This is a genomic window from Limnohabitans sp. (genome assembly GCF_017848645.1).
Lineage (GTDB): Bacteria > Pseudomonadota > Gammaproteobacteria > Burkholderiales > Burkholderiaceae_C > Limnohabitans_A.
In genome coordinates this window covers 103,516-125,166 of sequence record NZ_JAFEIF010000041.1, presented here as the reverse complement: position 1 = coordinate 125,166, position 21,651 = coordinate 103,516, and the positions used below count along the sequence as shown (strand labels likewise).

At 61.0% G+C, this 21,651-nt stretch carries 14 protein-coding genes; 5 read left to right on the top strand and 9 right to left on the bottom strand.

Going from position 1 to position 21,651, the window contains the following annotated elements; genetic code table 11:
* Positions 1-4: 4 nt before the first annotated feature.
* The 4 genes from boxA to QZ190_RS09370 form a co-directional block, all read right to left on the bottom strand.
* Positions 5-1,318, bottom strand: coding sequence for a benzoyl-CoA 2,3-epoxidase subunit BoxA (gene boxA / locus QZ190_RS09385; RefSeq protein ID WP_291915498.1), 1,314 nt, complete (start codon positions 1,316-1,318; stop codon positions 5-7).
* A 468-nt stretch (positions 1,319-1,786) separates the two neighbouring features.
* Positions 1,787-3,214 carry a benzoyl-CoA 2,3-epoxidase subunit BoxB gene (gene boxB / locus QZ190_RS09380; RefSeq protein ID WP_291915497.1) on the bottom strand — a complete coding sequence of 476 codons (1,428 nt, stop codon included), beginning with the start codon at positions 3,212-3,214 and terminating at the stop codon, positions 1,787-1,789.
* Between the two features lie 90 nt (positions 3,215-3,304).
* A complete protein-coding gene (gene boxC, locus QZ190_RS09375) occupies positions 3,305-4,963 on the bottom strand; it encodes a 2,3-epoxybenzoyl-CoA dihydrolase (protein WP_291915496.1) in 1,659 nt (552 codons plus the stop codon).
* Between the two features lie 161 nt (positions 4,964-5,124).
* The gene (locus QZ190_RS09370; protein WP_291915495.1) at positions 5,125-6,048 is read right to left on the bottom strand and encodes a helix-turn-helix transcriptional regulator; all 924 of its coding nucleotides are present in this window, start codon (positions 6,046-6,048) and stop codon (positions 5,125-5,127) included.
* A gap of 208 nt (positions 6,049-6,256) precedes the next feature.
* Here QZ190_RS09370 and QZ190_RS09365 point away from each other — a divergent pair, with 208 nt between their 5' ends.
* From QZ190_RS09365 to QZ190_RS09355, 3 genes are all read left to right on the top strand, one after another.
* A complete protein-coding gene (locus tag QZ190_RS09365; protein ID WP_291915494.1) occupies positions 6,257-7,828 on the top strand; it encodes a 3,4-dehydroadipyl-CoA semialdehyde dehydrogenase in 1,572 nt (523 codons plus the stop codon).
* Positions 7,829-7,957: 129 nt separating this feature from the next.
* On the top strand, positions 7,958-9,523 hold the full coding sequence (locus QZ190_RS09360; protein WP_291915493.1) for a benzoate-CoA ligase family protein: 1,566 nt from the start codon (positions 7,958-7,960) through the stop codon (positions 9,521-9,523).
* 129 nt (positions 9,524-9,652) lie between these two features.
* Positions 9,653-10,573, top strand: coding sequence for an EamA family transporter (locus tag QZ190_RS09355; RefSeq protein WP_291915492.1), 921 nt, complete (start codon positions 9,653-9,655; stop codon positions 10,571-10,573).
* Between the two features lie 41 nt (positions 10,574-10,614).
* Here QZ190_RS09355 and QZ190_RS09350 read toward each other — a convergent pair whose 3' ends face one another.
* Positions 10,615-11,541, bottom strand: coding sequence for a LysR family transcriptional regulator (locus QZ190_RS09350; protein ID WP_291915491.1), 927 nt, complete (start codon positions 11,539-11,541; stop codon positions 10,615-10,617).
* Between the two features lie 150 nt (positions 11,542-11,691).
* Here QZ190_RS09350 and QZ190_RS09345 point away from each other — a divergent pair, with 150 nt between their 5' ends.
* Positions 11,692-12,705: a tripartite tricarboxylate transporter substrate binding protein gene (locus QZ190_RS09345; protein WP_291915490.1), complete on the top strand. Its 1,014-nt coding sequence runs from the start codon at positions 11,692-11,694 to the stop codon at positions 12,703-12,705.
* Between the two features lie 31 nt (positions 12,706-12,736).
* Positions 12,737-14,446: an amidohydrolase family protein gene (locus tag QZ190_RS09340; RefSeq protein WP_291915489.1), complete on the top strand. Its 1,710-nt coding sequence runs from the start codon at positions 12,737-12,739 to the stop codon at positions 14,444-14,446.
* A 70-nt stretch (positions 14,447-14,516) separates the two neighbouring features.
* Here the strand turns inward: QZ190_RS09340 and QZ190_RS09335 are convergent, their stop codons facing one another.
* The 4 genes from QZ190_RS09335 to QZ190_RS09320 form a co-directional block, all read right to left on the bottom strand.
* Positions 14,517-16,940 carry a response regulator gene (locus tag QZ190_RS09335; RefSeq protein WP_291915488.1) on the bottom strand — a complete coding sequence of 808 codons (2,424 nt, stop codon included), beginning with the start codon at positions 16,938-16,940 and terminating at the stop codon, positions 14,517-14,519.
* Between the two features lie 126 nt (positions 16,941-17,066).
* Entirely contained in the window at positions 17,067-18,155 is a 1,089-nt protein-coding gene (gene apbC, locus QZ190_RS09330) for an iron-sulfur cluster carrier protein ApbC (RefSeq protein ID WP_291915487.1), read from the bottom strand.
* Between the two features lie 43 nt (positions 18,156-18,198).
* The gene (locus QZ190_RS09325; RefSeq protein WP_291915486.1) at positions 18,199-21,255 is read right to left on the bottom strand and encodes a DEAD/DEAH box helicase family protein; all 3,057 of its coding nucleotides are present in this window, start codon (positions 21,253-21,255) and stop codon (positions 18,199-18,201) included.
* Complete coding sequence (locus QZ190_RS09320; RefSeq protein WP_291915485.1) at positions 21,252-21,650, bottom strand: HI0074 family nucleotidyltransferase substrate-binding subunit; 399 nt, start codon at positions 21,648-21,650, stop codon at positions 21,252-21,254. The genes QZ190_RS09325 and QZ190_RS09320 overlap by 4 nt, the downstream gene beginning before the upstream one ends.
* Position 21,651 lies beyond the last annotated feature (1 nt).

Here is a 21,651-nt window from a genome sequence, read left to right as displayed (position 1 = left end):
GTGGTCAGTAGGTTTCGAGGTGCAAACGGCCTTCTTTTTTCAGCGCCGCGCCGATGGTATCCCAATCGAGCCCGGCGTTCTGTGCGATGTCGCGCAATGCCATCACCACGCCCTCTTCCATGCTTTTGAGGCCGCACACATAAAAACAGGTGTTCGGGTCCTTGAGCTGGGCCGCGATATCGGCCGCACGGTCGCGCATGGCGTCCTGCACATAACGTTTGGGTTTGCCCACTTCGCGCGAGAAGGCGAATTCGATGTCGATGAAGTCCTTTGGCAAGTTGTTCAGCGGGCCAAAGTAAGGCAACTCGGCAGGCGTGCGGGCACCGAAGAACAGCATCAGTTTGCCACCCTCGAACTTGCCGCTGGCCCGCAAGCGGCGACGCCATTCGGTCATGGCGCGCATGGGGGCTGAACCGGTGCCGGTGCAGATCATGATGATGTTGCTCTTGGGGTGGTTGGGCATCAGGAAGCTCGCGCCAAACGGCCCGATCACCTGAACCTTGTCACCCACCTTCAGGTCGCACATGTAGTTGGAGCCAACACCGCGAACGGGTTGACCGTCGTGGTCTTCGAGCACGCGCTTGATGGTCAGCGACAGGTTGTTGTGGCCCGGGCGTTCGCCGTTGCGGGGGCTGGCGATCGAATACTGACGGGCATGGTGCGGCTTGCCTTTGGCATCCACACCAGGCGGGATGATGCCGATCGACTGGCCTTCGAGCACCGGGAAAGGCATGCCGCCGAAGTCAAGCACGATGTGGTGCGTGTCGTAGTCTTTCTGGCCGTCTTGTTGGCCGACTTCGGTCACGCGCAGGTTGCCGGTGACGGTGGCGGTGATGGTTTTCTCGGCGGCTTTGGGGCCATACAGGTTGGTGTAGGCGTGGGCGGCCGACCAAGGGGGGATGGTCGCGCCAAATTGGGCGGAGTTGAAACCCGAAGCCACTGCGGTGCTGGCGGCGGATGAAGAAGAGGCGGCAGCTTGCACAGCGGCTTGCGCTTCTTGTTCAGCGACAGCGGCATCACCCCCACCTGCAGCGGCCAGTTCTTCAGCACTCAACTCAGCTGGCAGTTCGTCCCACTTGAGTTGTTCTTCGATGCTGTAAGCCCGGACTTTGGGCACCATGCGCCAGTTGTCAATCGAGCCTGTCGGGCATGGCGAGATGCAGTCCATGCAGCCGTTGCAGATGTCGGCTTTGACCACGTAGTTGAGCGAGTCGTGGGTGATGGCGCCCACGGGGCAGATCGCTTCGCAGGTGTTGCAGCGGATGCAGATTTCCGGGTCGATCAGGTGTTGTTTGATCAGCGTCGCTTCGGTGCTCATGTCTTGGCTCTCTTGTCAGTTTTGTCGTTTGCTGTCTTGGGTCTGCGTGGTCCGCAACGGTATGGCTTGGGGCCGGGCACCTCATACGGAGTACCGGAAAATCGGTGCCCGGCCCCAAGCCATTCCGTCGCTCTGTGCCTGCTTCAACGCTCAGAGTCTAAGGGACCCTGATCGCTCAGCCCACCCATGTCATTGAAAGGGCAAGGGGCGGGTGACGATTTTCGGTACCCTGGTATGAGGAACCCGCCCCTTGCCCTTTCAATGACCGCCTCCACTCAAGGCAGACCACTCAACAACCTAGCGCATCAGTTATCCAAAGACAACCCGGACGCAAAACAAACCCCATGCAGTTGACAGAGAAAGGGGCGGGTGAGGACTTCTGGTACACCAGCATGACGAACCCGCCCCTTTCTCTGTCAACTGCCGCCCCCCGTAAAAACAGAGGCAGCAGTCAAATCAGAGACTCAATCAGTTAAAGCGGACGTAATCAAAGTCCACAGGCTGACGGTTGATGCCCATGACGGGTGGCGCGATCCAGTTGGCGAACTTGCCGGGCTCCACCACACGGCCCATCAGGCTGGCCACATAAGCGCGGTCTTCGTTGGTGGGCAACCACTCGCCCACTTTGGCCATCCACTCGGCGTCGGTCACCACACGGCCATCGGGCGTGATCTTGGAGCCGGACAAAGAACCGATGTTGCGGTGGAACGCCTTGTGGGGCGCGGTCAAGGTGAAAGGAATACCGGCCTTGGTGATCACGCGGTTCCAACGGTCAATGCCGCCTTTGGAATCGGTGATGTAGTCGTCGCGCAGCACTTCGTTCAAAGCGTTGAGCATCGGCACTTCTTTTTCGACCAACTTGCCGTCTTCGACCGACAAGATCTTGTAGCTGTTGCCCTTCAAGATGTGGTCATCGCCACGCTTGCCCTCTTCGTAACGGCCCTTGAGGCCCGAGCTGTAGAAGGTGGCAGCATTGGAAGACTCGTCGGCACCGAACAAGTCGATGGTCACCGAGAAGTGGAAGTTGATGTAACGCTGGATGGTCGGCAAATCGATCACGCCCGCTGCACGCAGCTTGCCCACGTCGTCGGTTTTGAGTTGGTTCATCACGTCCACCGTGCGCTGGATGGTGCGGCTCACGCCGGACTCGCCCACGAACATGTGGTGCGCTTCTTCGGTCAGCATGAACTTGGTGGTGCGGGCCAGCGGGTCGAAAGCTGACTCGGCCAAAGCGCACAACTGGAACTTGCCGTCACGGTCTGTGAAGTACGTGAACATGAAGAAGGACAACCAGTCAGGCGTCTTCTCGTTGAAGGCCTGCAGGATGCGGGGGTTGTCTTCGTTGCCGCTGTTGCGCTGGAGCAAAGCGTCGGCTTCTTCACGGCCGTCTTTGCCAAAGTACTTGTGCAACAGGTACACCATGGCCCACAGGTGGCGGCCTTCTTCGACGTTGATCTGGAACAGGTTGCGCAGGTCGTACATGCTGGGGGCCGTGAGGCCCAGGTGACGTTGCTGCTCCACAGACGCTGGCTCGGTGTCGCCTTGCGTGACGATGATGCGGCGCAGGTTGGCGCGGTGTTCGCCAGGCACGTCTTGCCAGGCTTTCTCGCCGATGTGGTCACCGAAGTGGATCTTGCGGTCTTGCTCGCCGGGGTTCATGAACACGCCCCAACGGTAGTCGCGCATCTTGACGTGACCAAACTGGGCCCAGCCTTGCGGGTCCACGCTCACTGCTGTGCGCAGGTAGACGTCCATGTCGGTGGAGCCTTCGGGGCCCATGTCGTCCCACCAGTTGATGAAGTTGGGCTGCCACTGCTCCAAAGCGCGTTGCAACGTGCGGTCTTCCGACAAGTTGACGTTGTTGGGGATTTTTTCGCTGTAGTTGATACCGGACATGAGAGTCTCCAGAAATGAAAAAGCAACGGTGGGGTCAAATTTCGGTTGCAGAGCGGACCACCGGGCACCGCACTGCACAACGCAAAAACATCAAACGCGGTTCAGGTCGAAGCTGACTTTTTCGCCTTTGCCGTAGACCTTCAGGGCACCTTTTTCGCCAACAGCGTTGGGGCGCTGGAAGATCCAGTTCTGCCAGGCGGTCAAGCGGCCGAAGATGCGGGTCAGCATGTTCTCTTGCTGAGCGAAACGCAGGTTGGCTTCCAGACCGGTCAAGGCGTCAGGCGACATGGACGAACGCTCTTCCAAGGCCAGGCGGATCTCGTCGGCCCAGTCGATGTCGTCGGGTGCAGCCGTGACCAAACCCAAAGCCAAGGCTGCATCGGCGTCTAAGGCCTTGCCGATGGCGCCGCGCGCGGCTTCCATGGCGGGCACTTCTTCGTAGAAGCGGCGCTGCAAGCGGGTCTGGTCGTTGACCATGGGGAAGAAACCGAAGTTCATTTCGTTCAGCTGGATCTTGGGGGCCTTGGCGGCATCGTCCGGCAGCGCCAGCATGTAGGCGCGGTCGGCGCAGAACGCCAGCTCGGCGAGTGTGCCGACAAAACATGTCCCCTCTTCGATCAGGGCGAACAGGCTGCGCGAGGTCACGTCCATGCGTGCCAGGGTGCGGCGCAGGTGGCCGATGGTTTCACGCACCAACCAGTGGTCTTTGTGGGCCAGCAAGGTTGCGTCAGAAGCCAAGACCGCAGCGGCGTCGCCCGCTGTTTTGAGCACCCAGGTGCCGATGTCGAGTTCGTTGGTGCGCATGTGCAAGATGGCGTCGTCCAGTTCGCGCACCATCTGCAGCGGCCACCAGTTCACGCCTGCGGCTTCGATGCCCGCGATGTCAGTGGGCTGGGCCGTGGCAGGGGCTTTGACGGTGAAAGTGGCGATGCGCTTGGCGCGGTCGATCTCCACGGTGACATTGGTGTAAGTCAGGGCGTCAGATGCGATGGTGCGGTTCAGCGGGGTCAATTCCACGCCTTTGACACCTGCGGTGCGGATGCTGCCAGCGGCCAGTTTTTTGGCACGGGTTTGCACGGCTTCTTTGAACACAGCAGGCTTGGCGATCGCATCGACCAGACGCCAGTCCACGGCTTTTTGACCGCGCACACCTTCGACGCTGGTGCAGAAGATGTCGGCCAGGTCGTGGCGCACATGGCGCTTGTCGGTCACGCGGGTCAGGCCACCGGTGCCGGGCAACACACCCAGCAAAGGCACTTCGGGCAGCGACACGGCGCTGGAGCGGTCATCGACCAACACAATCTCGTCACAAGCCAGGGCCAGCTCGTAGCCGCCGCCAGCGCAAGCACCATTCAGAGCGGCGACAAATTTCAGGCCGTCGTGCTTGCTGGAGTCTTCGATGCCGTTACGGGTTTCGTTGGTGAACTTGCAAAAGTTCACTTTCCAGCCGTGGGTGGACACACCCAGCATGAAGATGTTGGCGCCAGAGCAGAACACGCGGTCCTTCAAGCTGGTCACCACCACCGAACGCACTTCGGGATGCTCGAAACGAATGCGCTGCAGCGCGTCGTGCAACTCGATGTCCACACCCAAGTCGTAGCTGTTGAGCTTGAGTTTGTAGCCAGGGCGAATGCCTGCGTCTTCGTTGATGTTGATCGACAAGGTCGCGATCTCGCCATCAAAGGCCAGGTTGATGTGTTTGTATTGCGAGGGGTTGGTTTGGTAGTCAACCTGGAAAGCTTGCGTCATGTGGGTGTCTCCGTTGAAGAAGGTGGATCTTGATTAGGGTCAAAAAATGCATTTCACTGCATGTTGCGTTGAATTTTATTGCAGGTTGACCAACCTTGCAACATGCACTTTAATTCATTTACCTGGTATTTACCCTAGGAAATGCATTTTTCTTCCACCCTTCAAACCGGCAAGGTCAAATGCTGGCGAACCGACGACTTCAAGGCCGCAAAGGCCTGGTCTTCATTCCGCCCACTGGTGTTGATGGCCATGTCCGCCTTGGAATAGAAGGCCGCTCGCCCTTCCAGAATGCGCTTGAGGTCATCCATGGCTTCGCGGCTACCCGCCATCGGGCGCATGTCCCCCTGCGCCGCTACTCGACCCATGTGGTCAGCGGCATCGGCTTGTAACCACACGGTGGTGCAGTGCGAAAGCAGCAGATTGAAGTTGGCCGAATCCGACACCAAGCCGCCCGGCGTGGCGATGACCACTTCGGGGTAAATCTGGATCGCCTCTTCGAGCGCACGGCGCTCGTAACGGCGGTAAGCGTTGGCGCCATAGAGGTTGTGGATCTCGCTGATCTGGCAACCGGCAAATTGCTCGATCTCACGGCTCAGCTCAATGAAGGGAAAACCCAAATCGTCCGCCAGGCGCTGACCCAGCGCGGTTTTGCCAGCGCCACGCAAACCGATCAGGGCGATGCGGTTCTTGCGTTCTTGCGCATTGCCACCTTCGCCAAACATCTCGCCCAGCTGCACGCGGGCACGGCGCAGATCGGCTTCGCTGCGCTTGGACAGCAACTCACGGATCAACAGCCACTCGGGCGAGGTGGTGGTCACATCACCCAACAACTCGGCCAGCGAGCATTGCAAAGCATGGGCCACTTGCAGCAGCACCAGCACCGACACGTTGCCCGTGCCGTATTCGAGGTTGGCCAGATGCCGTTCAGACACGTCGGCCGCCACCGCCACGGCGCGGCGCGTCATGCCCTTGCGCGAGCGCAGCGTGCGCACGCGCTCGCCCAGCGATTCCAGAAACGGACTGCGCTTGCTGTCGGCCTCTGACGTGTTTGTCTCCACCTGCACCGATTCTTCTTGTGCTGCCATGCTCAACTTTCATCCAAAACCTAGGGAAAACCCTTTAATTTCAACAAGCCCAAAACATGCACTTTATTGCATACTCTCAAACACGCAAAATAATGCATCAACCCGTGTTTATACCGCCAACTGAACCCTCGGAACAGTTTTTTGTTGCATGTCACGGCATGTCAACACCCACACAGCGCCCCCGGGCACACCCGAAAAGAACTCTCACATGACCACTGCTTTGCTCCCCAACTTTTTCGCAGGCCGCTGGCAAACCGGCACGGGCGCAGGCACGCCCCTGTTTGACCCTGTGCTGGGCACCGAACTGGCCCGCGTGTCCAGCAGCGGCATCGACCTGGCAGAAGGCTTTGCCTTTGCCCGCGAACAAGGCGGCGCGGCCCTGCGCGCCTTGAGCTACGGCCAGCGCGCTGCATTGCTCACCGAAATCGTGGAAGTGCTGCAGGCCAACCGCGATGCGTACTACGAGATTGCCACCGCCAACAGCGGTACCGTGGCCAAAGACTCGGGCGTGGACATCGACGGTGCCATCTTCACCTTGGGCTACTACGCCAAACAAGGCGCTGCCCTGGGCGATGCGACGCTGCTGCTGGACGGCCAGCGCATCCGCATGGCGAAGGACCCGGCTTTCCAGACCCAGCACATTCAAGTGCCCACACGCGGCGTGGCGCTGTTCATCAACGCCTTCAACTTCCCCAGCTGGGGCTTGTGGGAAAAAGCCGCACCCGCCCTGCTTTCGGGGGTGCCGGTCATCATCAAACCCGCCACGGCCACCGCCTGGCTGACCCAGCGCATGGTCAAAGACGTGGTCGACGCGGGCGTGCTGCCCGTGGGCGCTTTGTCGGTGATTTGCGGCTCGTCCGCAGGCCTGATGGACCAACTGCAGGCCTTTGACGTGGTGAGCTTCACCGGCTCGGCCGAGACCGGCCAAATCATCCGCAGCCACCGCGCAGTGACCGAGCTGTCGGTGCGTTGCAACATCGAAGCCGACAGCCTCAACAGCGCCCTTCTTTCGCCCACCGCCACAGCCGACAGCGAAGCCTTCAAGCTGCTGGTGGCTGAAGTGGCGCGCGAAATGACCGTCAAGTCGGGCCAAAAGTGCACCGCGATTCGCCGCGTTTTTGTGCCCCGCTCGCTTTACAAAGCCGCCGCACTGGCCATCGGGGCCAAGCTCTCCAAAACCACCGTGGGCAACCCGCGCAACGAGGCCGTGCGCATGGGCGCACTGGTGAGCCAGGAACAAAAAGCCAGCGTGCTGGCAGGGCTGGCCCAGCTCAAAACCGAAGCCACCGTGCTGTTTGACGGCAGCGGAGCGGGTCTGGTGGACGCCGACGCATCGAGCGCTTGTGTGGCCCCGGTATTGCTGGGCACCGAGTCGCCCATGAGCGCCCAAGTGCTGCACGCGGTCGAGGTGTTTGGCCCCGTATCCACCCTGATGCCTTACGACAGCATCGAAGAGGCTTACGCCATGATCCGCCGCGGCGAAGGCTCGCTGGTGTGCTCGGTTTACAGCGAAGACCCGGCCTTCACCGCACAAGCTTCGGTCGAGCTGGCCAGCAGCCACGGCCGGGTGCATGCGATTTCGCCCGACGTGGCCGCCCTGCACAGTGGCCACGGCAACGTGATGCCCATGAGCCTGCACGGCGGACCCGGCCGCGCTGGAGGCGGCGAAGAGCTGGGGGGCCTGCGGGCACTCAACTTCTACCACCGCCGCACAGCGGTGCAGGGCAGCTCACTGGCGCTGGATGCGCTGGCGGCTCAAGGCGCAGCCTTGCCCCTGTGACCCTGTAGGAGACCACCCCTGCGGCCGAATGCTGATGAAACCCACATTCGGTCGCAGGGGCGACCTCCCACAAAAACCTGACACGCAAAATTACATCTGCACCGACTGGACATCCCGAGGAGACAAAACATGACACGCACTGTGACCGCCCCCAGCACCGACTTCAACTTTGCCCAACACCTGATCGCCACCAACGCCGGGCGCGCAGCCAAAACCGCCCTGATCGACGATGTGGGCACATTGACCTATGGCGAACTGACCGAGCAGATCCGCCGCTTTGCAGGTGGCCTGCAGGCCATGGGCATCCGGCGCGAAGAGCGCGTGCTGCTGCTCATGCAAGACAGCAGCGATTGGGTGGTGGCCTTTTTGGGATCGCTCTATGCGGGCGTGGTACCTGTGGCCGTGAACACCTTGCTGACGGCCGAAGACTATGCCTTCATGCTGAGCAACAGCCGGGCGCAAGCCGCACTGGTCTCGGGGGCCTTGCTGCCCACGCTGCAAGCGGCCATGGATCTGGTCAAAACAGAAGTGCGCCAAGTGGTCGTTTCACGCCCAAGCACAGCATTGGCACAGGGCCAATTCAACATGGCCGACTTTGTGGCGCAAAACACCCCGGTGCTGCCCGCGCAAACACTGGCCGATGAACCGGCTTTTTGGCTGTATTCGTCGGGCTCCACCGGCAAACCCAAGGGCACCGTGCACAGCCAGGGCAACTTGTATTGGACAGCCGAGCTGTATGGCCAAGGGGTGCTGAACCTGCAAGAAAGCGACACCGTGTTCTCGGCTGCCAAGCTGTTCTTTGCCTACGGCCTGGGCAACGCGCTCACTTTCCCGCTGAGTGTGGGGGCCACGGTGGTGCTGATGGCCGAGCGCCCCACCCCACAAGCCACCTTCAAACGCCTGGTTCAGCATCAGCCCACCGTGTTTTATGGTGCGCCCACCGGCTACGGCGGCATGCTGGCCAACCCTGAGTTACCTGCCAAAAGCCAAGTGGCCTTGCGCTTGTGTTCGTCAGCGGGCGAGGCACTGCCCCGCGACATTGCCGAGCGCTGGTCTGCGCACTTTGGCTGCGACATCATCGACGGCATTGGCTCGACCGAAATGCTGCATGTCTTCTTGTCCAACCGCCCGGGCGACGTGCGTTACGGCACCACCGGCAAAGCAGTACCCGGCTACGAAGTGCAGCTGCGCAACGAAGATGGCAGCGTGGTCACTGGCCACGACGAGATTGGCGATCTGTACATCCAGGGCCCCAGCAGCGCCCTGATGTACTGGAACAACCGCGAGAAAACCCGCGACACCTTCCAGGGCGTCTGGACCAAAAGCGGCGACAAATACACGCGTGATGCCGACGGCTACTACACCTACGCGGGCCGCAACGACGACATGCTCAAGGTCAGCGGCATTTACGTATCGCCTTTTGAGGTCGAGTCCACGCTGGTGCAACACCCCGCTGTTCTTGAAGCCGCCGTGATCGGCAAGGAAGACACCGACGGCCTGACCAAGACCAAAGCCTTCATCGTGCTGAAGGCGGGCCAGAGCCTGACACAAGACGAGGTCAAGGCGTTCGTGAAGGAGCGCCTGGCCCCCTACAAGTACCCGCGTTTCATCGAGTTTGTGGCCGAGTTGCCCAAGACCGCCACGGGCAAGATCCAGCGCTTTCGCTTGCGCGATCTGGAAAAGAACGCACCCTGAGGCGGGCGTCGCCCAAGGCTCAGGTCTTGGGCAGACGTGTCCTTATCATGCGATGCCACGTTCAGCACACCGTGGCTTTTTTTGGCTCTCACACGGCTGCGAGCCTGGTTTTTCGAGACACCTGCCCGCATGAGTTCTGCTTCACCCTTCACATCCAAAGACTACCTCGCAGCCTTGGGCGTGATCGCCATATGGGGCACCAACTTTGTGGCCATGAAGTTCGGCCTGCAAGACTTCACGCCTTTGCAGCTGGGCGCTGGTCGTTACATGGCGGCTGCTTTGACACTGCTGCTGCTCATCCGCCCGCCTGCCATCCCTTGGCAGTGGGTGGTGTTGTATGGCTTGTGCCAGGGCTTGGGGCAGTTCGGCTTGCTGTTCCTGGCGCTCAAGGTGGGCATGACCGCATCGCTGGCCTCGGTGCTGATGCAAACCCAGGTGTTTTTCACGGCGCTGTTCGGCCTGGTCCTGTTGCAAGAAAAACTGGCCCGCCACCAAAGGTACAGCCTGGGCCTGGGGGGCCTGGCGCTGACCTGCTTTGGTTTGGGCATCCTGGCGGGCTCATCGGTGGGCGTGACCTGGGCGGGACTGGCCCTGAACCTGGCTGCTGCGGCCATGTGGGCTGCGTCCAACATCGTCGCACGCCAAGCCCAGCAGGCCTGCAAACCAGGCCAAAGCCTGGACCCGGTGGCCTTTGTGGTGTGGAGTTCGGCCTTGCCCATCCTGCCCTTCATGCTGCTGAGCTGGCAACTGGACCCGCCTTTGAGCTGGGCGCACCTGGCGCAAGTGAGCTGGCTCAGCTGGGCCAGTGTGCTGTACCTGGGCTGGTTTGCCACCGTGATCGCTTACGCCTTGTGGACAGGTCTGCTCAAACGCCACCCGGCCAACCAGGTGGCGCCTTTGAGCCTGGGGGTGCCGGTGGTCGGCCTGGCTGCAGGGGCTTTCGCCTTGCAAGAGGTCATCACCGCTTGGCAGTGGGCGGGCATCTTGCTGACTTTGCTGGCCTTGCTGGTCAATTTCAGGCCGGGCATCCTGCCCAAGGCCGCACCCTGATGGGGCCCGGGCGCACCACCGCGCAAGTCTGATCGGGCGGGCTAGCCCTCAGGCGGCCACTGACCGCTCAGAGACTGGCCGATCAACTCGACAAACCAGGCCGCCGCCGGGGACAAGCTGCGCTGGCGGTGGTGAACCACAGAAATACCGACTGGCTGGGCCTGTGCGTACTGCACGTGGCGCAAGACCTGCACACGCCCTTGTGTCAGACAGCTGTGCATGCCCTCGTGCGTGGCCAGCAACACATGGTCACTGGCAGCCACCACGGCTTGCAGCACATGGATCTCGTCACAAACCAGCGCCATGGGCAAGGCCTGCACATCCTCGATGCCGTACAAAGCGCACAGGTTTTCCTGGGCCTTGCGCGGCAGCTGGGGCCCCATCAAACCATAGGTCCGAAAAGCCGCCAACTGCCTGACCGCGCCCATCGCCAACAAGGGATGCCCCGTTCGGACAAAAAAAGCAAACCGCTGGCTGGGCAAGGCTTGAATCTGAAAATCCTGCGGCGGCGGCAAGCTCTGGGTCAGGGCCACCACAAAATCGAGTTCATGGCGTTCGAGCTTGCCCAACAACCTCTGCCAGCTGCCAATGTCCACCTGGACTTTGAGCCCCGGACGCTCGCGGGCCTGGTGGATCAAGACCCCCGTCAAAAAAGCCGCAGCCGGAAAAACCCCGACCCCGAAGTTCACCTGCCCGGTCTGCACGCCGCGCAACTGGTCTGCTTCATTTTTGAGGTTCTGCGCATCCCCCAAAAGACGGTTGGCCCGCTGCACCACGAGCTGGCCCGCATCGGTGAGGCTGACCCCCTCATGGGATCGGTTGAGCAACGCCAGACCTAAAGTGCTCTCCAGCGTCTGGATGCTGCGGGTCAGCGCCGGGGGTGTCAGGTGCAAGCGCTGGGCAGCCTTCAAGAACGAATGCTCTTGCGCGATGACGACCAGGTGTTCCAAGCGTTTGAGGTTCAACATAAAAAATAGTCAATTGCTTCATATTATTTTGCAATTGTTTTTAACACTGCAAGCCTCTAAGCTGAGCTTTGATGCGCTGCAGGTGACAGCCCACGGCTTTGATCACGGCGTCCTTGGCCAGCCATCCCACCACCACAACAGGAGACAAAAATGAACTTTCGCAAGAACGAATCGCTGCAACCAGTTCGCCGGCAATTGACGGCCCTGATGCTCTTGGCCTGGGGCGTGAGCAGTGCACCGGCCATGGCACAGGAGCCTCAGTGGCCCACACCCGGCAAACCCGTGCGCATCGTGGTGCCGTTCCCTGCCGGCTCTGGTTCTGATGGGCTGGCCCGCACGATTGCGCGCAAATTGAGCGAAGACACCGGCGGCAACTTTGTCGTGGACAACAAGCCCGGCGCGGGAACGCTGATCGGTGCACAGGACGTGGCACGCGCGGCCAACGACGGTCACACCCTGCTGTACACCATCGTGGTCACCCACACCCAGAACCCGCATCTGTACAGCAAACTGCCCTACGACCCGTTCAAGGACTTCACGCCCATCACCCAAGTGGCCCGCTCCGCCACAGTGCTGGTGGTCAACAAGGAGTCGCCCTTCAACTCGGTGCGCGACATGCTCAACTTTGCACGCAGCAACCCTGGCAAACTCAACTTCGCCTCCTTCAGCCAGGGCTCGACCTCGCACCTGAATGCCGAAATGCTGATGATGCGCAGCAACACCCAGATGGTGCATGTGCCCTACAAAGGCACGCCAGACGCCACACGGGCCCTGATGGCAGGCGATGTGCAGTTTTACTTTGACGGCACCGCCACCGCTGTGGAGGGCGCCAAGGCGGGTCGATTCAAGCTCCTGGCGGTTGCTGCCGACAAGCGCTTGAGTGTCCTGCCCGACTTGCCCACCATGACCGAGGCTGGGGTGGAGGGCATCGACATTGTGGGCTGGCAGGGCTTTTTTGCCCCTGGCAACATGTCGCCTGCCCTGGCCAAAAAAGTCTCTGACGCCATGGGCCGCGCCTTGAAATCGACCGAGGTGAGCCAAATGATCACCACCCAGGGCAATGAAGTCAGCGGTGCTGGACCTGAAGAGTTTGCCCGCATCGTCAAGCGCGACCACGAACGCTGGGGTGCCGTCATCAAACGCCTGAACCTCAAGCTCGACTGAACTTCTCCCCCATCACCACAGGAATTTCCCCATGCACGATCTCGTGATTCGCGGCGGCAGCCTCATTGACGGCACCGGCGCACCCGCCCAAGCAGGCGACATCGCCATCGACCAAGGCGTCATCAGCCAGGTGGGTGGCAAGGCAGGCCCAGCCCGCCGCACCCTCGACGCCCAAGGCGCCCTGGTCACACCCGGCTGGATCGACATCCACACCCACTACGACGGCCAGGCCACCTGGGACCCCTACCTCTCACCCTCCACGGCGCACGGCGTGACCAGCGTGGTCATGGGCAACTGCGGCATGGGCTTTGCCCCGGTCAAGCCCGACAAGCGCGACTGGCTGATCTCGGTCATGGAGGGCGTGGAGGACATCCCCGGTGCGGTGCTGTCCGAAGGCATCCAGTGGGATTGGGAAAGCTTTCCCGAATACATGGATGCCCTGGCACGCCGCCCCAAGGCCCTGGACATCGCCACGCAAATCCCCCACTCGGCCGTGCGGGCCTATGTGATGGGCGAACGCGGCATCCAGCACGATGAGACCACACCGGACGACCTGTTCGAGATGTGCGCCATTGTGCGCGAGGCGCTCAAGGCTGGCGCGTTTGGTTTTTCCACCTCACGCACCTTTTTGCACAAATACGACCAGCGCAAATACCCGCCAGGCACCTTTGCCACGGGCGAAGAAATTTCCACCCTGGGCCAAGTGCTGGGCGAGGTGGGTCACGGCGTGTTTCAGATGACGTCCAACCACATCTCCATGCACCACGAGATTCCGTGGATGCGCAATCTGGCCCTCAAAAACAAGCTGCCCGTGCTCTTTAACTTGCAGCAAACCGACCCGGCACCCGATTTGTGGAAAGAGATTCTGGGCACCCTGAAAGACGCCCACCAACAAGACATCCCCCTGTATGGCGGCATCTGCGGCCGCCCTGTGGGCCTGCTGTTTTCGTGGCACAGCAGCTTGCACCCCTTCATCGTGAGCCCGGTCTATCTGGAGATCGCCAAGCTGCCCTGGCCCGAGCGCATCGCACGGCTGCGCCAGCCTGAAGTACGCCAGTCCATCCTGACCGGCGAACGCCTGCGCACCGACGAGCGCATGCGCACCATGTTTGGCAACTTCCACAAAATCTACCGCCTGGCCGACAACCCGGACTACGAGCCCGAAGCCAGCGAAAGCGTGCAGGCCATGATGCAAGCCCAGGGCCGCAGCGGCCTGGAAATCGTCTATGACCTGATGATGGAACGCGATGGCATGGCCATGCTCTATTACCCGAGCTTCAACTACTCCTACGGCAATCTGGACCACCTGCAAGAATGGCTGCAGACCGATGTGACCGTCAACAGCCTGTCGGATGGCGGCGCGCACTGCAACTACATCTGCGACGTGAGCATGCCCACCTTCATGTTGACGCACTGGAGCCGTTCGCGCACCCGGGGCGGCACATTCAGCGTGGAAGCCATGGTCAAGCGCCAGACACATGACACGGCCCGCCTCTACGGCATGCAGGACCGGGGCACACTGCAAGTGGGCAAGAAAGCCGACATCAACATCATCGACTACGACAAACTGCGCCTGTACGCCCCCGAAATGGTGTACGACCTGCCCGCAGGCGGGCGGCGCCTGACCCAGCGCTGCGATGGCTACATCGCCACCTTGGTGGCTGGCCAGCCCATCTTTGAAAACCAGCAAGCCACTGGCGCTTTGCCGGGTCAACTCATGCGGGCCGGCCAAAAAAGCTGACGCCGCCAAGCATCAGCGAATCCCCCTCAGCGCTGTCTTGCGCTGGGGGCCCTCATCAGCCAACCAAAAATCAGTTCGGTGCGTCGCCCTCAGCAGCATGGGGCACATTCAGCACCCGCTCAATTTCCTTTTGCAACGCCGCCTGTGACATGGGCTTGGACACATAGCCGTCCGCCCCCGCCCCCAGGAAACGCTCACGGTCACCGGTCATGGCGTGGGCCGTGACCATGAGGACGCGGGTTCTTCGGCCTTGTTCAGCCTCCCGCTCACGCAGCAGCTTGAGGGCGGTGATGCCATCCATGACCGGCATCATCACGTCCATCAGGACCACGTCGAATCGGTCTTTCTCCAGCACATCCAGCGCCTGCAAACCATCACAGGCAGAGACGTAACGGTAACCCATGCGCTGCAGCATGATCTCGGCCAGCTTGCGGTTGATGTCGTGGTCCTCCACGAGCAACACCGAGATCGGTTTTTGGTAAACCGGGCTCAAACTCAGGTCCGAGGTCTGGCCAGATGCTGCGCTTTGGTCGTCGGCATCCAAACTGGTTTTTTCGACCGGCAAGGTCACTGTGAAGCAAGCGCCCAGGTCGGGCTGCCCGTTGGCGCTGATTTCACCGCCCATCAAATGCACCAGTCGACGGGTGATGGCCAGGCCCAGGCCCGTGCCCCCGAACGAGCGCGTGACCGAGCCATCGCCTTGGGTGAAGGGGCTGAACAGCGCCGCCGTGCGAGACGGATCAAAACCAATGCCTGTGTCGGTGATGCTGATGCGCAACACGCAGTGGTCCGCGTCCTGGCCGGGCACGGCTTGCGCGGCCACGGTGACCGCACCGACTTCGGTGAACTTGATGGCATTGCCAATCAGGTTGGTCAAGACCTGGCGCATGCGCACCGGATCCATCCAGGCCCATTCGGGCACCGCCGCTGAAATGTCCACCTGCAGATCGATGCCCTTGACACGGGCCAACTGCTCCAGGGAACGGCTGGTGTCGTGGATCAATTGACCCGGACTGACCTTGAGCAGCTCCAGCTCCAACGCCTGGGCTTCGATTTTCGAAAAATCCAGAATCTGGTTGATGATGTGCAGCAAGTGGTTGGCCGAGTCGCGCGCCAGAGTCAGGTATTCCTTTTGCGCCGCCTTGTCCTGGGTGTCCATGGCCAGTTCGGTCATGCCCACGATGCCGTTCATGGGGGTGCGGATTTCATGGCTCATGTTGGCCAGGAATTCACCGCGCATGCGGTTGTCCTGCTCTGCCTTTTCCTTGGCCTCGATGAGCATCCGCTGGGCATTTTCAATGGCCGTGAAGTCCTGCATCACCCCGACAAAATGCACCTCCTCGTCCACCCGCATCTCGCTGATGGTCAGGCGCAGCGAGAACAATTGGCCATCTTTGCGACGACCATGGAGCACGCGCGGCTGGTTGATGATCTTCTTTTCACCCGTGCGTTGGTAGGTCTGCATGTAATCGTCATGCCGCCCCCCATCCTCGGGTCCCATCAGCATGTCCAGTTTCTGGCCGTTGAGCTCCTCGGAGGTGTAACCGAAGATGGCCTCGGTGGCGGCATTGCACTGCACGATCAAACCTTGGGCATCGGCCACCACAATGGCCTCGGGCACCGACTTGAAAATGCTTTGCAACTTGCTTTCGCTCAAGCGCATTTGCCGCTCTATTTGCTTGCGCTCGTTGATTTCTTCGCTCAGCTGCTCAATCGCCGCACGCCGCTCGGTCGACAATTTGCGCGACGTGAGCAAGGCCTGGCGGAATCGCCGCACCGTCCACCACACCAGCAGCAGACCCAAAAAGAGCACCGCCAACAGGACCACAAAGGTGCGGTTGAGGATGCCAGTGCTGGTGGTTTGCCACTGCGAGACGGGCAGCACCACCTCCAGGGCGCCACGCACATCGCCGGTTTTCCAGTCGGTGCGGGGTGAGCTGGGGTAACTGTTGTGGCAGGCCACGCAGCGCAGCGTCATGCGGTCGGCTTGGGCGTAGCGCAATACCCGCTCGCCGTTGAGGATCTCCTCGCGCACAAAAGGCACATCCGGCTTTTCTTTCAGATGCTGCAGGGCCTGGCGTTGAAAGTCATCGAGTTGACGCTCTTGCACGCGCCAAGGGAAGGGCTTTTCGCTGTACAGCCGCACCTGGGTGCCGCCATCCACCTTGGACAGGTAATGCCCCAAATCCAGCGTCAAGGTGGCAGGCAAAGGCAGTGTATTTTTCCGATTTTTATAGTCGTGCGTCACATGCACGCCCGCCTCCATGGCGCGGGGCACGATCTGATCGGTGTAGAAATTGCGAAATTGCGTGAGGCTCACGGCATGGGCCTGCGCACTTTCGGTGGCGTATTGGCGCACCATACGCTCGCTGGCCTGGTAGGTGTAGAGCACCACCCACAGGCAAACGCCCGCCAAAAGGAGGCCCAGCCACCACAAAGGCCAGCGCTGAAGCGTTTGACGAATCCAAAAAATGGGTAAAAGGAGGTATTTCACATGACGCCTTTGATACTGGACGCATGATAACAACGAATACCTATGGACTCTTTACAGTGGGTATCCCAAGAAACCCAGGGTTCACGGCCCGCCCGGCTGCCTGGCCGGGCGGCCGTGACTTGGCGCTCAGGTGTCCTTGCTGACCTTGATGGTCGGGAACTTGGACGAGAAGTCTTTGGCCTTGGCCGCGATCTTGACCGCCACCTGGCGGGCTACCGCTTTGTAAATCTGGGCCACTTCGCCGTCGGGGTCGTAGACCACGGTGGGCTTGCCGCTGTCGGCCTGCAGGCGAATTTGCATGTCCAGCGGCAGTGCGCCGAGGTAATCCATGCCGTATTCAGCGGCCATTTTCTTGCCGCCGTCAGCGCCAAAGATGTGCTCGACATGGCCGCAATTGGTGCACACATGCACCGCCATGTTTTCGACCAAGCCCAAAATCGGCACGCCGACTTTCTCGAACATCTTCACGCCTTTTTTGGCGTCCAAGAGGGCAATGTCCTGCGGGGTGGTCACGATCACCGCGCCCGTCATGGGCACGCGCTGGCTCAGCGTCAGCTGGATGTCGCCCGTGCCCGGGGGCATGTCCACGATCAAATAGTCGAGTTCTTTCCAGTTGGTCTGGCGCAGCAGCTGCTCCAGCGCCTGGGTGGCCATGGGGCCGCGCCAGATCATGGCTTCGTCGGCGTTGACCAGGAAGCCAATCGACATGACTTGCACGCCGTAGTTCTCCAGCGGCTCCATGGTCTGGCCGTCTTCGCTCTCGGGGCGGCCTTCGATGCCCATCATCATGGGCTGGCTGGGGCCGTAAATGTCGGCGTCCAGCAGGCCCACTTTGGCCCCCTCGGCCGCCAGCGCCAGGGCCAGGTTCACGGCGGTGGTGCTTTTGCCCACGCCACCCTTGCCGGAGGCCACAGCCACGATGTTTTTGACCTGCGGCAGCAGGGCCACACCGCGCTGGGCGGCGTGCGCCGTGATCTTGCTGGTCACGTTGGCCGACACGTTGAACACACCCGCCACGCCTTTGGCGGCGGCAATCAAGGCCTGGCGAATGCCGGGAATCTGGCTCTTGGCCGGGTAGCCCAGCTCCACGTCAAAGGCGACATCGCCGCCTTCGACTTGCAGGTTTTTCAGGGTTTTGGTGGAAACAAAATCTTTGCCCGTGTTCGGGTCAATGACGGCTTGCAGGGCTTGGAGGAGTTGTTCGGTGGTCGCCATGGGTCTCTTTATTGAAAAAAATTGGTTTGAAGTCTAACGGGCTTCAGTTGTGCCCAAAAAAGCGTCGGTCGATGTCCGCACGCCATGCGCGGTCAAAAACTAAGCCGCATTCGAGTTGCGTGCGGCCATCTTGTTCCAGCGCCAAGTCACCCGCCTGCGCAAAGCGTTCATCGCAAAAAGCCTCTGTCAGCCGGTCCAAAAGCGCTTGTTTGTAGTCCGTGTCCTCGTTGTCCAGGTGCAGGCCCTTGGTTTCCATGAGCACCAGGCGGGCTTCGTTGCCCTCGCTCAAAAAGCCGAACACGAAGTCTGGGTAAACCTTGTGCCTGCGCCAGCCTTGCAAGCCGTATTGGGTTTTGGCCACATTGCGGTGCCACCAGCGCAAGGCGGCCTGCTCGTCCAGATAGCCTGCAAAAGCCGCCTCAAAGTCATTCATATCGGGCGTTTGCAAGGCAGGCACAAGCAGACTCTTTTGTACATCGGTCAAACCATCGCTGCGGGTGAGCTTGTGGGCCTTGCCGGTTTGCAGCCATTCGTCGTGGCTGGGCAATTCGTAATCGGTGGCATCCGCCCGCAAACGAAACTCGATGCGCCCTTGTGCCGTCAACCCCTCAAACACCTGCTGTGCCATCTCGTCACGCCAGGCCTGCAGCTCAACCCGCAACCGCTCAATCAACGTGGCCGCCGACGCTGCCACCGCCGATTCGGCCCAGGTCTGCAAACAGCGCTGCACCACCGCATCGACCCAGCCCCACACCAGCCAGGGATTGGGGGCAATATCGACCAAAGCCCGTACCAGCTGCCCACGGTCCAAAGTCAGGGCTTCGGCCGAATCGCTGCGCGCCCGGCGCAACGGAGCCTGCACGTCTTGCAACACCGTCAAATCCACCATCAAGCGGGCCTCGCTGCCCGACATGCGCAGCGACTGACTGGGTTTCCAGCCCACCGCCAAGGTATCGGGGTTCAGGTCTTGCCAGGGCACGCGGGCCAGCACATCGCTCTCGTACACCAGCTTGCGCCGGGGCTGGCCAGGCTCGGCCCATGTCACGGTGGGCAAAAACAAACGCAAATGCGCCAGTCCCTCGCGCCGCGTCAATTGGCGCACCTGCGGGGCATCCGGCCCCGAACCACCATTGCCGCGCACCGCCATGGCCAAGTCGCCCATGCCTTCAGTCTCCAGCGACTGCTTGATGGCCTTGACCACCTCGCCGGTCTGAATGTCATGGCAAAACACATAACAAGCGTCCAGCGCTTCATGCCCCGTTTTGGCCACATGGGGCAGCCGCAAAATCCGCCCCACCAATTGCGTGAGCGCCCGCTTGCCCTTGCTGGCTGCCAGCGAACACAGCACATAGGCAAAGGGGCAATCCCAGCCCTCTTGCAAGGCCTGCTTGGTGATGATCACCCGCACCTGCGAGGTGGGCGAGAGCAAATCCTCGTCGCCCAATTCGTCCTTGTCGCTGGTTTTTTCGCGAATTTGGGTCTCGGCAAAGCCCATCTGCGCCAAAAACTCGCGCACATGCTGGGCATGGATGAAGCCTGAATCGATCTGGTCCTTGCCCGTGCGCTCCACCTGCACCAGCAAAATCGGCCGAATGTAGCGCGCCGTCTCGCCCTGCAGCACCTCGGCCTGTCGGGCCAGCGCATTGAGTTGGTCCACGCTGGCCGATAAGCAGCTTTGCCAGTCGGCCCAAGCGCGCACGTCCACATGAATGGGCAGCTTGATCATCTCGGCGGCATCCAGATCGGTGCCGCGCACGTCCACCAAAATGTTGGAACCCGACACCGCACCCGCCGCTTTGCTGCCTGACGCGCCCGCCTCTACCACACGCGGCGTGGCCGACAACTCCAGCATGAAGGACGGGTTGAACCCGTCAATGGTGCGCAAAGCGTTGTCGGTGTAGCCGTGGTGCCCTTCGTCAATCACCACCATCGGGCGCACAAGCCGCATCACATTGCCCAACGAGCTTTTGACAATGCTGCCCTTTTGGCGCGCCTGCATACCGCCCGAATCCTTGCCCGATCCGTCAGCCCAAACACTGCCATACACATCCAGGTTGGGCACATCGGCCAGCAAGGCCCAATGGGCCTCGATGTCGTCCTCGAACGGCAAAAAGCCCTGCACATTGCCCCGGTCCCGGAAAAATCGCAGCGTCTCCTTGGACTGCCGCGCCGCCGAAGCCAGCATCAGCACCATCACGCACAAGTGGCTTTCCACATCCAGGCGCGACAGCGGCGAGTCTTTCTCCAAAATCTTCACCCGCCCTGCCCCGACCACGTTGAGCATTTGCCGGTAAGGGTGGTCGCGATTGGACAGCGTCTTGAGGGTCTGGCGGTAAATCGCCTCGTTGGGCACCACCCACAGCACCAGGCCGGTAGACCGGCGCAAATACCCCTCAAACACCTTTCCCACGCTGGCCGCAGCCAGCAGCGTCTTGCCGCCGCCCGTGGGCACCTTCAGGCATACATTCGGAATGGCCCGGCCAGCCCCGTCAAAGCGGCTGGAATGCGGGCGCTCGGCATAGGCCTCTGGCAAAGCACGCGCGTCGTGCAAGGCCTGCCAAGCCGACTTGGGGAAATCGGCCAGGGACTGCTTGGCATCGCTCATCTTCTCCATGGCCTTGACCTGCGCCATGGCCGCCAAAGCCTGATCAGAATCGGCGCGGGCGCTGCGCAACTCGGCCAAATAGGCATCGAGCTTGAGCAGTGACTTGGCCTGAAAGTCTTTCAGATCGTCAAACCCCAGTGCACGGGGCAAGCTCACCGCGGCTCGGCGCGGCTGCCAAAAGACCTGCCGGTCTTTTTCCACCTGCTGCCTGAAGCCATCGCTCAAAGTCGATTGCCAATGGCTCAAATCAATGCCTCTGAGCGAACGCAAATCGTCCACAGCCGCCCAAAGCGCGGTGAAGTCCTGTGCGCTCCAATCGGGCGCATCCGCCATCAGATCAATGTCCGACGCCGGGCGATGGTCGCCCCGGGCGCGCGATCCATACACCCACACGCGCTCCAACCCCACAAAGCGTCCAAACACCTCATGCAGTTGCAGCGTGAGTTCCGGCCCCAAGCCAAAGTCGATCACCGCATTGGAAACCACGGCCGTCATGCTTGCGCCTGCAGATGCGCCAGCACACGCTCGAACTCCGGGATGGCATCCAAGCGCACCATGGCGGCCAGGCCGATGGCCATGTCTTCGTCGTAGGCATGGCTCACCCCATTGCGCCCTTTGCGCAAGCGATCCCACAAGGACTCATCAGTGATGTAGCGCATCTTGAATGCCGTCTCCAACGCGGCAAACGCCACCCTCGGGGTTTCCACATCCCCCTTGTCCTGCAGCACGGCCCGCATGGCTTGCCAAGCCATTTCAAACGTGTAGACAAAGCGCAGCAACAGCGAATCGCGTGTCTTGCGGTCTTCACTGTCCTGAGCCGTTTCTTTCAGCGTCGCCAGGGCTTGCGTAAACTTGTCTAACTGCAGCTTCGTACTCTGAGAAAAAGCCATT

Coding starts and splice junctions, on each gene's coding strand:
- boxA (WP_291915498.1), bottom strand. CDS start 1,318: ATGAGCACCGAAGCGACGCTGATCAAACAACACCTGATCGACCCGGAA.
- boxB (WP_291915497.1), bottom strand. CDS start 3,214: ATGTCCGGTATCAACTACAGCGAAAAAATCCCCAACAACGTCAACTTG.
- boxC (WP_291915496.1), bottom strand. CDS start 4,963: ATGACGCAAGCTTTCCAGGTTGACTACCAAACCAACCCCTCGCAATAC.
- QZ190_RS09370 (WP_291915495.1), bottom strand. CDS start 6,048: ATGGCAGCACAAGAAGAATCGGTGCAGGTGGAGACAAACACGTCAGAG.
- QZ190_RS09365 (WP_291915494.1), top strand. CDS start 6,257: ATGACCACTGCTTTGCTCCCCAACTTTTTCGCAGGCCGCTGGCAAACC.
- QZ190_RS09360 (WP_291915493.1), top strand. CDS start 7,958: ATGACACGCACTGTGACCGCCCCCAGCACCGACTTCAACTTTGCCCAA.
- QZ190_RS09355 (WP_291915492.1), top strand. CDS start 9,653: ATGAGTTCTGCTTCACCCTTCACATCCAAAGACTACCTCGCAGCCTTG.
- QZ190_RS09350 (WP_291915491.1), bottom strand. CDS start 11,541: ATGTTGAACCTCAAACGCTTGGAACACCTGGTCGTCATCGCGCAAGAG.
- QZ190_RS09345 (WP_291915490.1), top strand. CDS start 11,692: ATGAACTTTCGCAAGAACGAATCGCTGCAACCAGTTCGCCGGCAATTG.
- QZ190_RS09340 (WP_291915489.1), top strand. CDS start 12,737: ATGCACGATCTCGTGATTCGCGGCGGCAGCCTCATTGACGGCACCGGC.
- apbC (WP_291915487.1), bottom strand. CDS start 18,155: ATGGCGACCACCGAACAACTCCTCCAAGCCCTGCAAGCCGTCATTGAC.
- QZ190_RS09325 (WP_291915486.1), bottom strand. CDS start 21,255: ATGACGGCCGTGGTTTCCAATGCGGTGATCGACTTTGGCTTGGGGCCG.
- QZ190_RS09320 (WP_291915485.1), bottom strand. CDS start 21,650: ATGGCTTTTTCTCAGAGTACGAAGCTGCAGTTAGACAAGTTTACGCAA.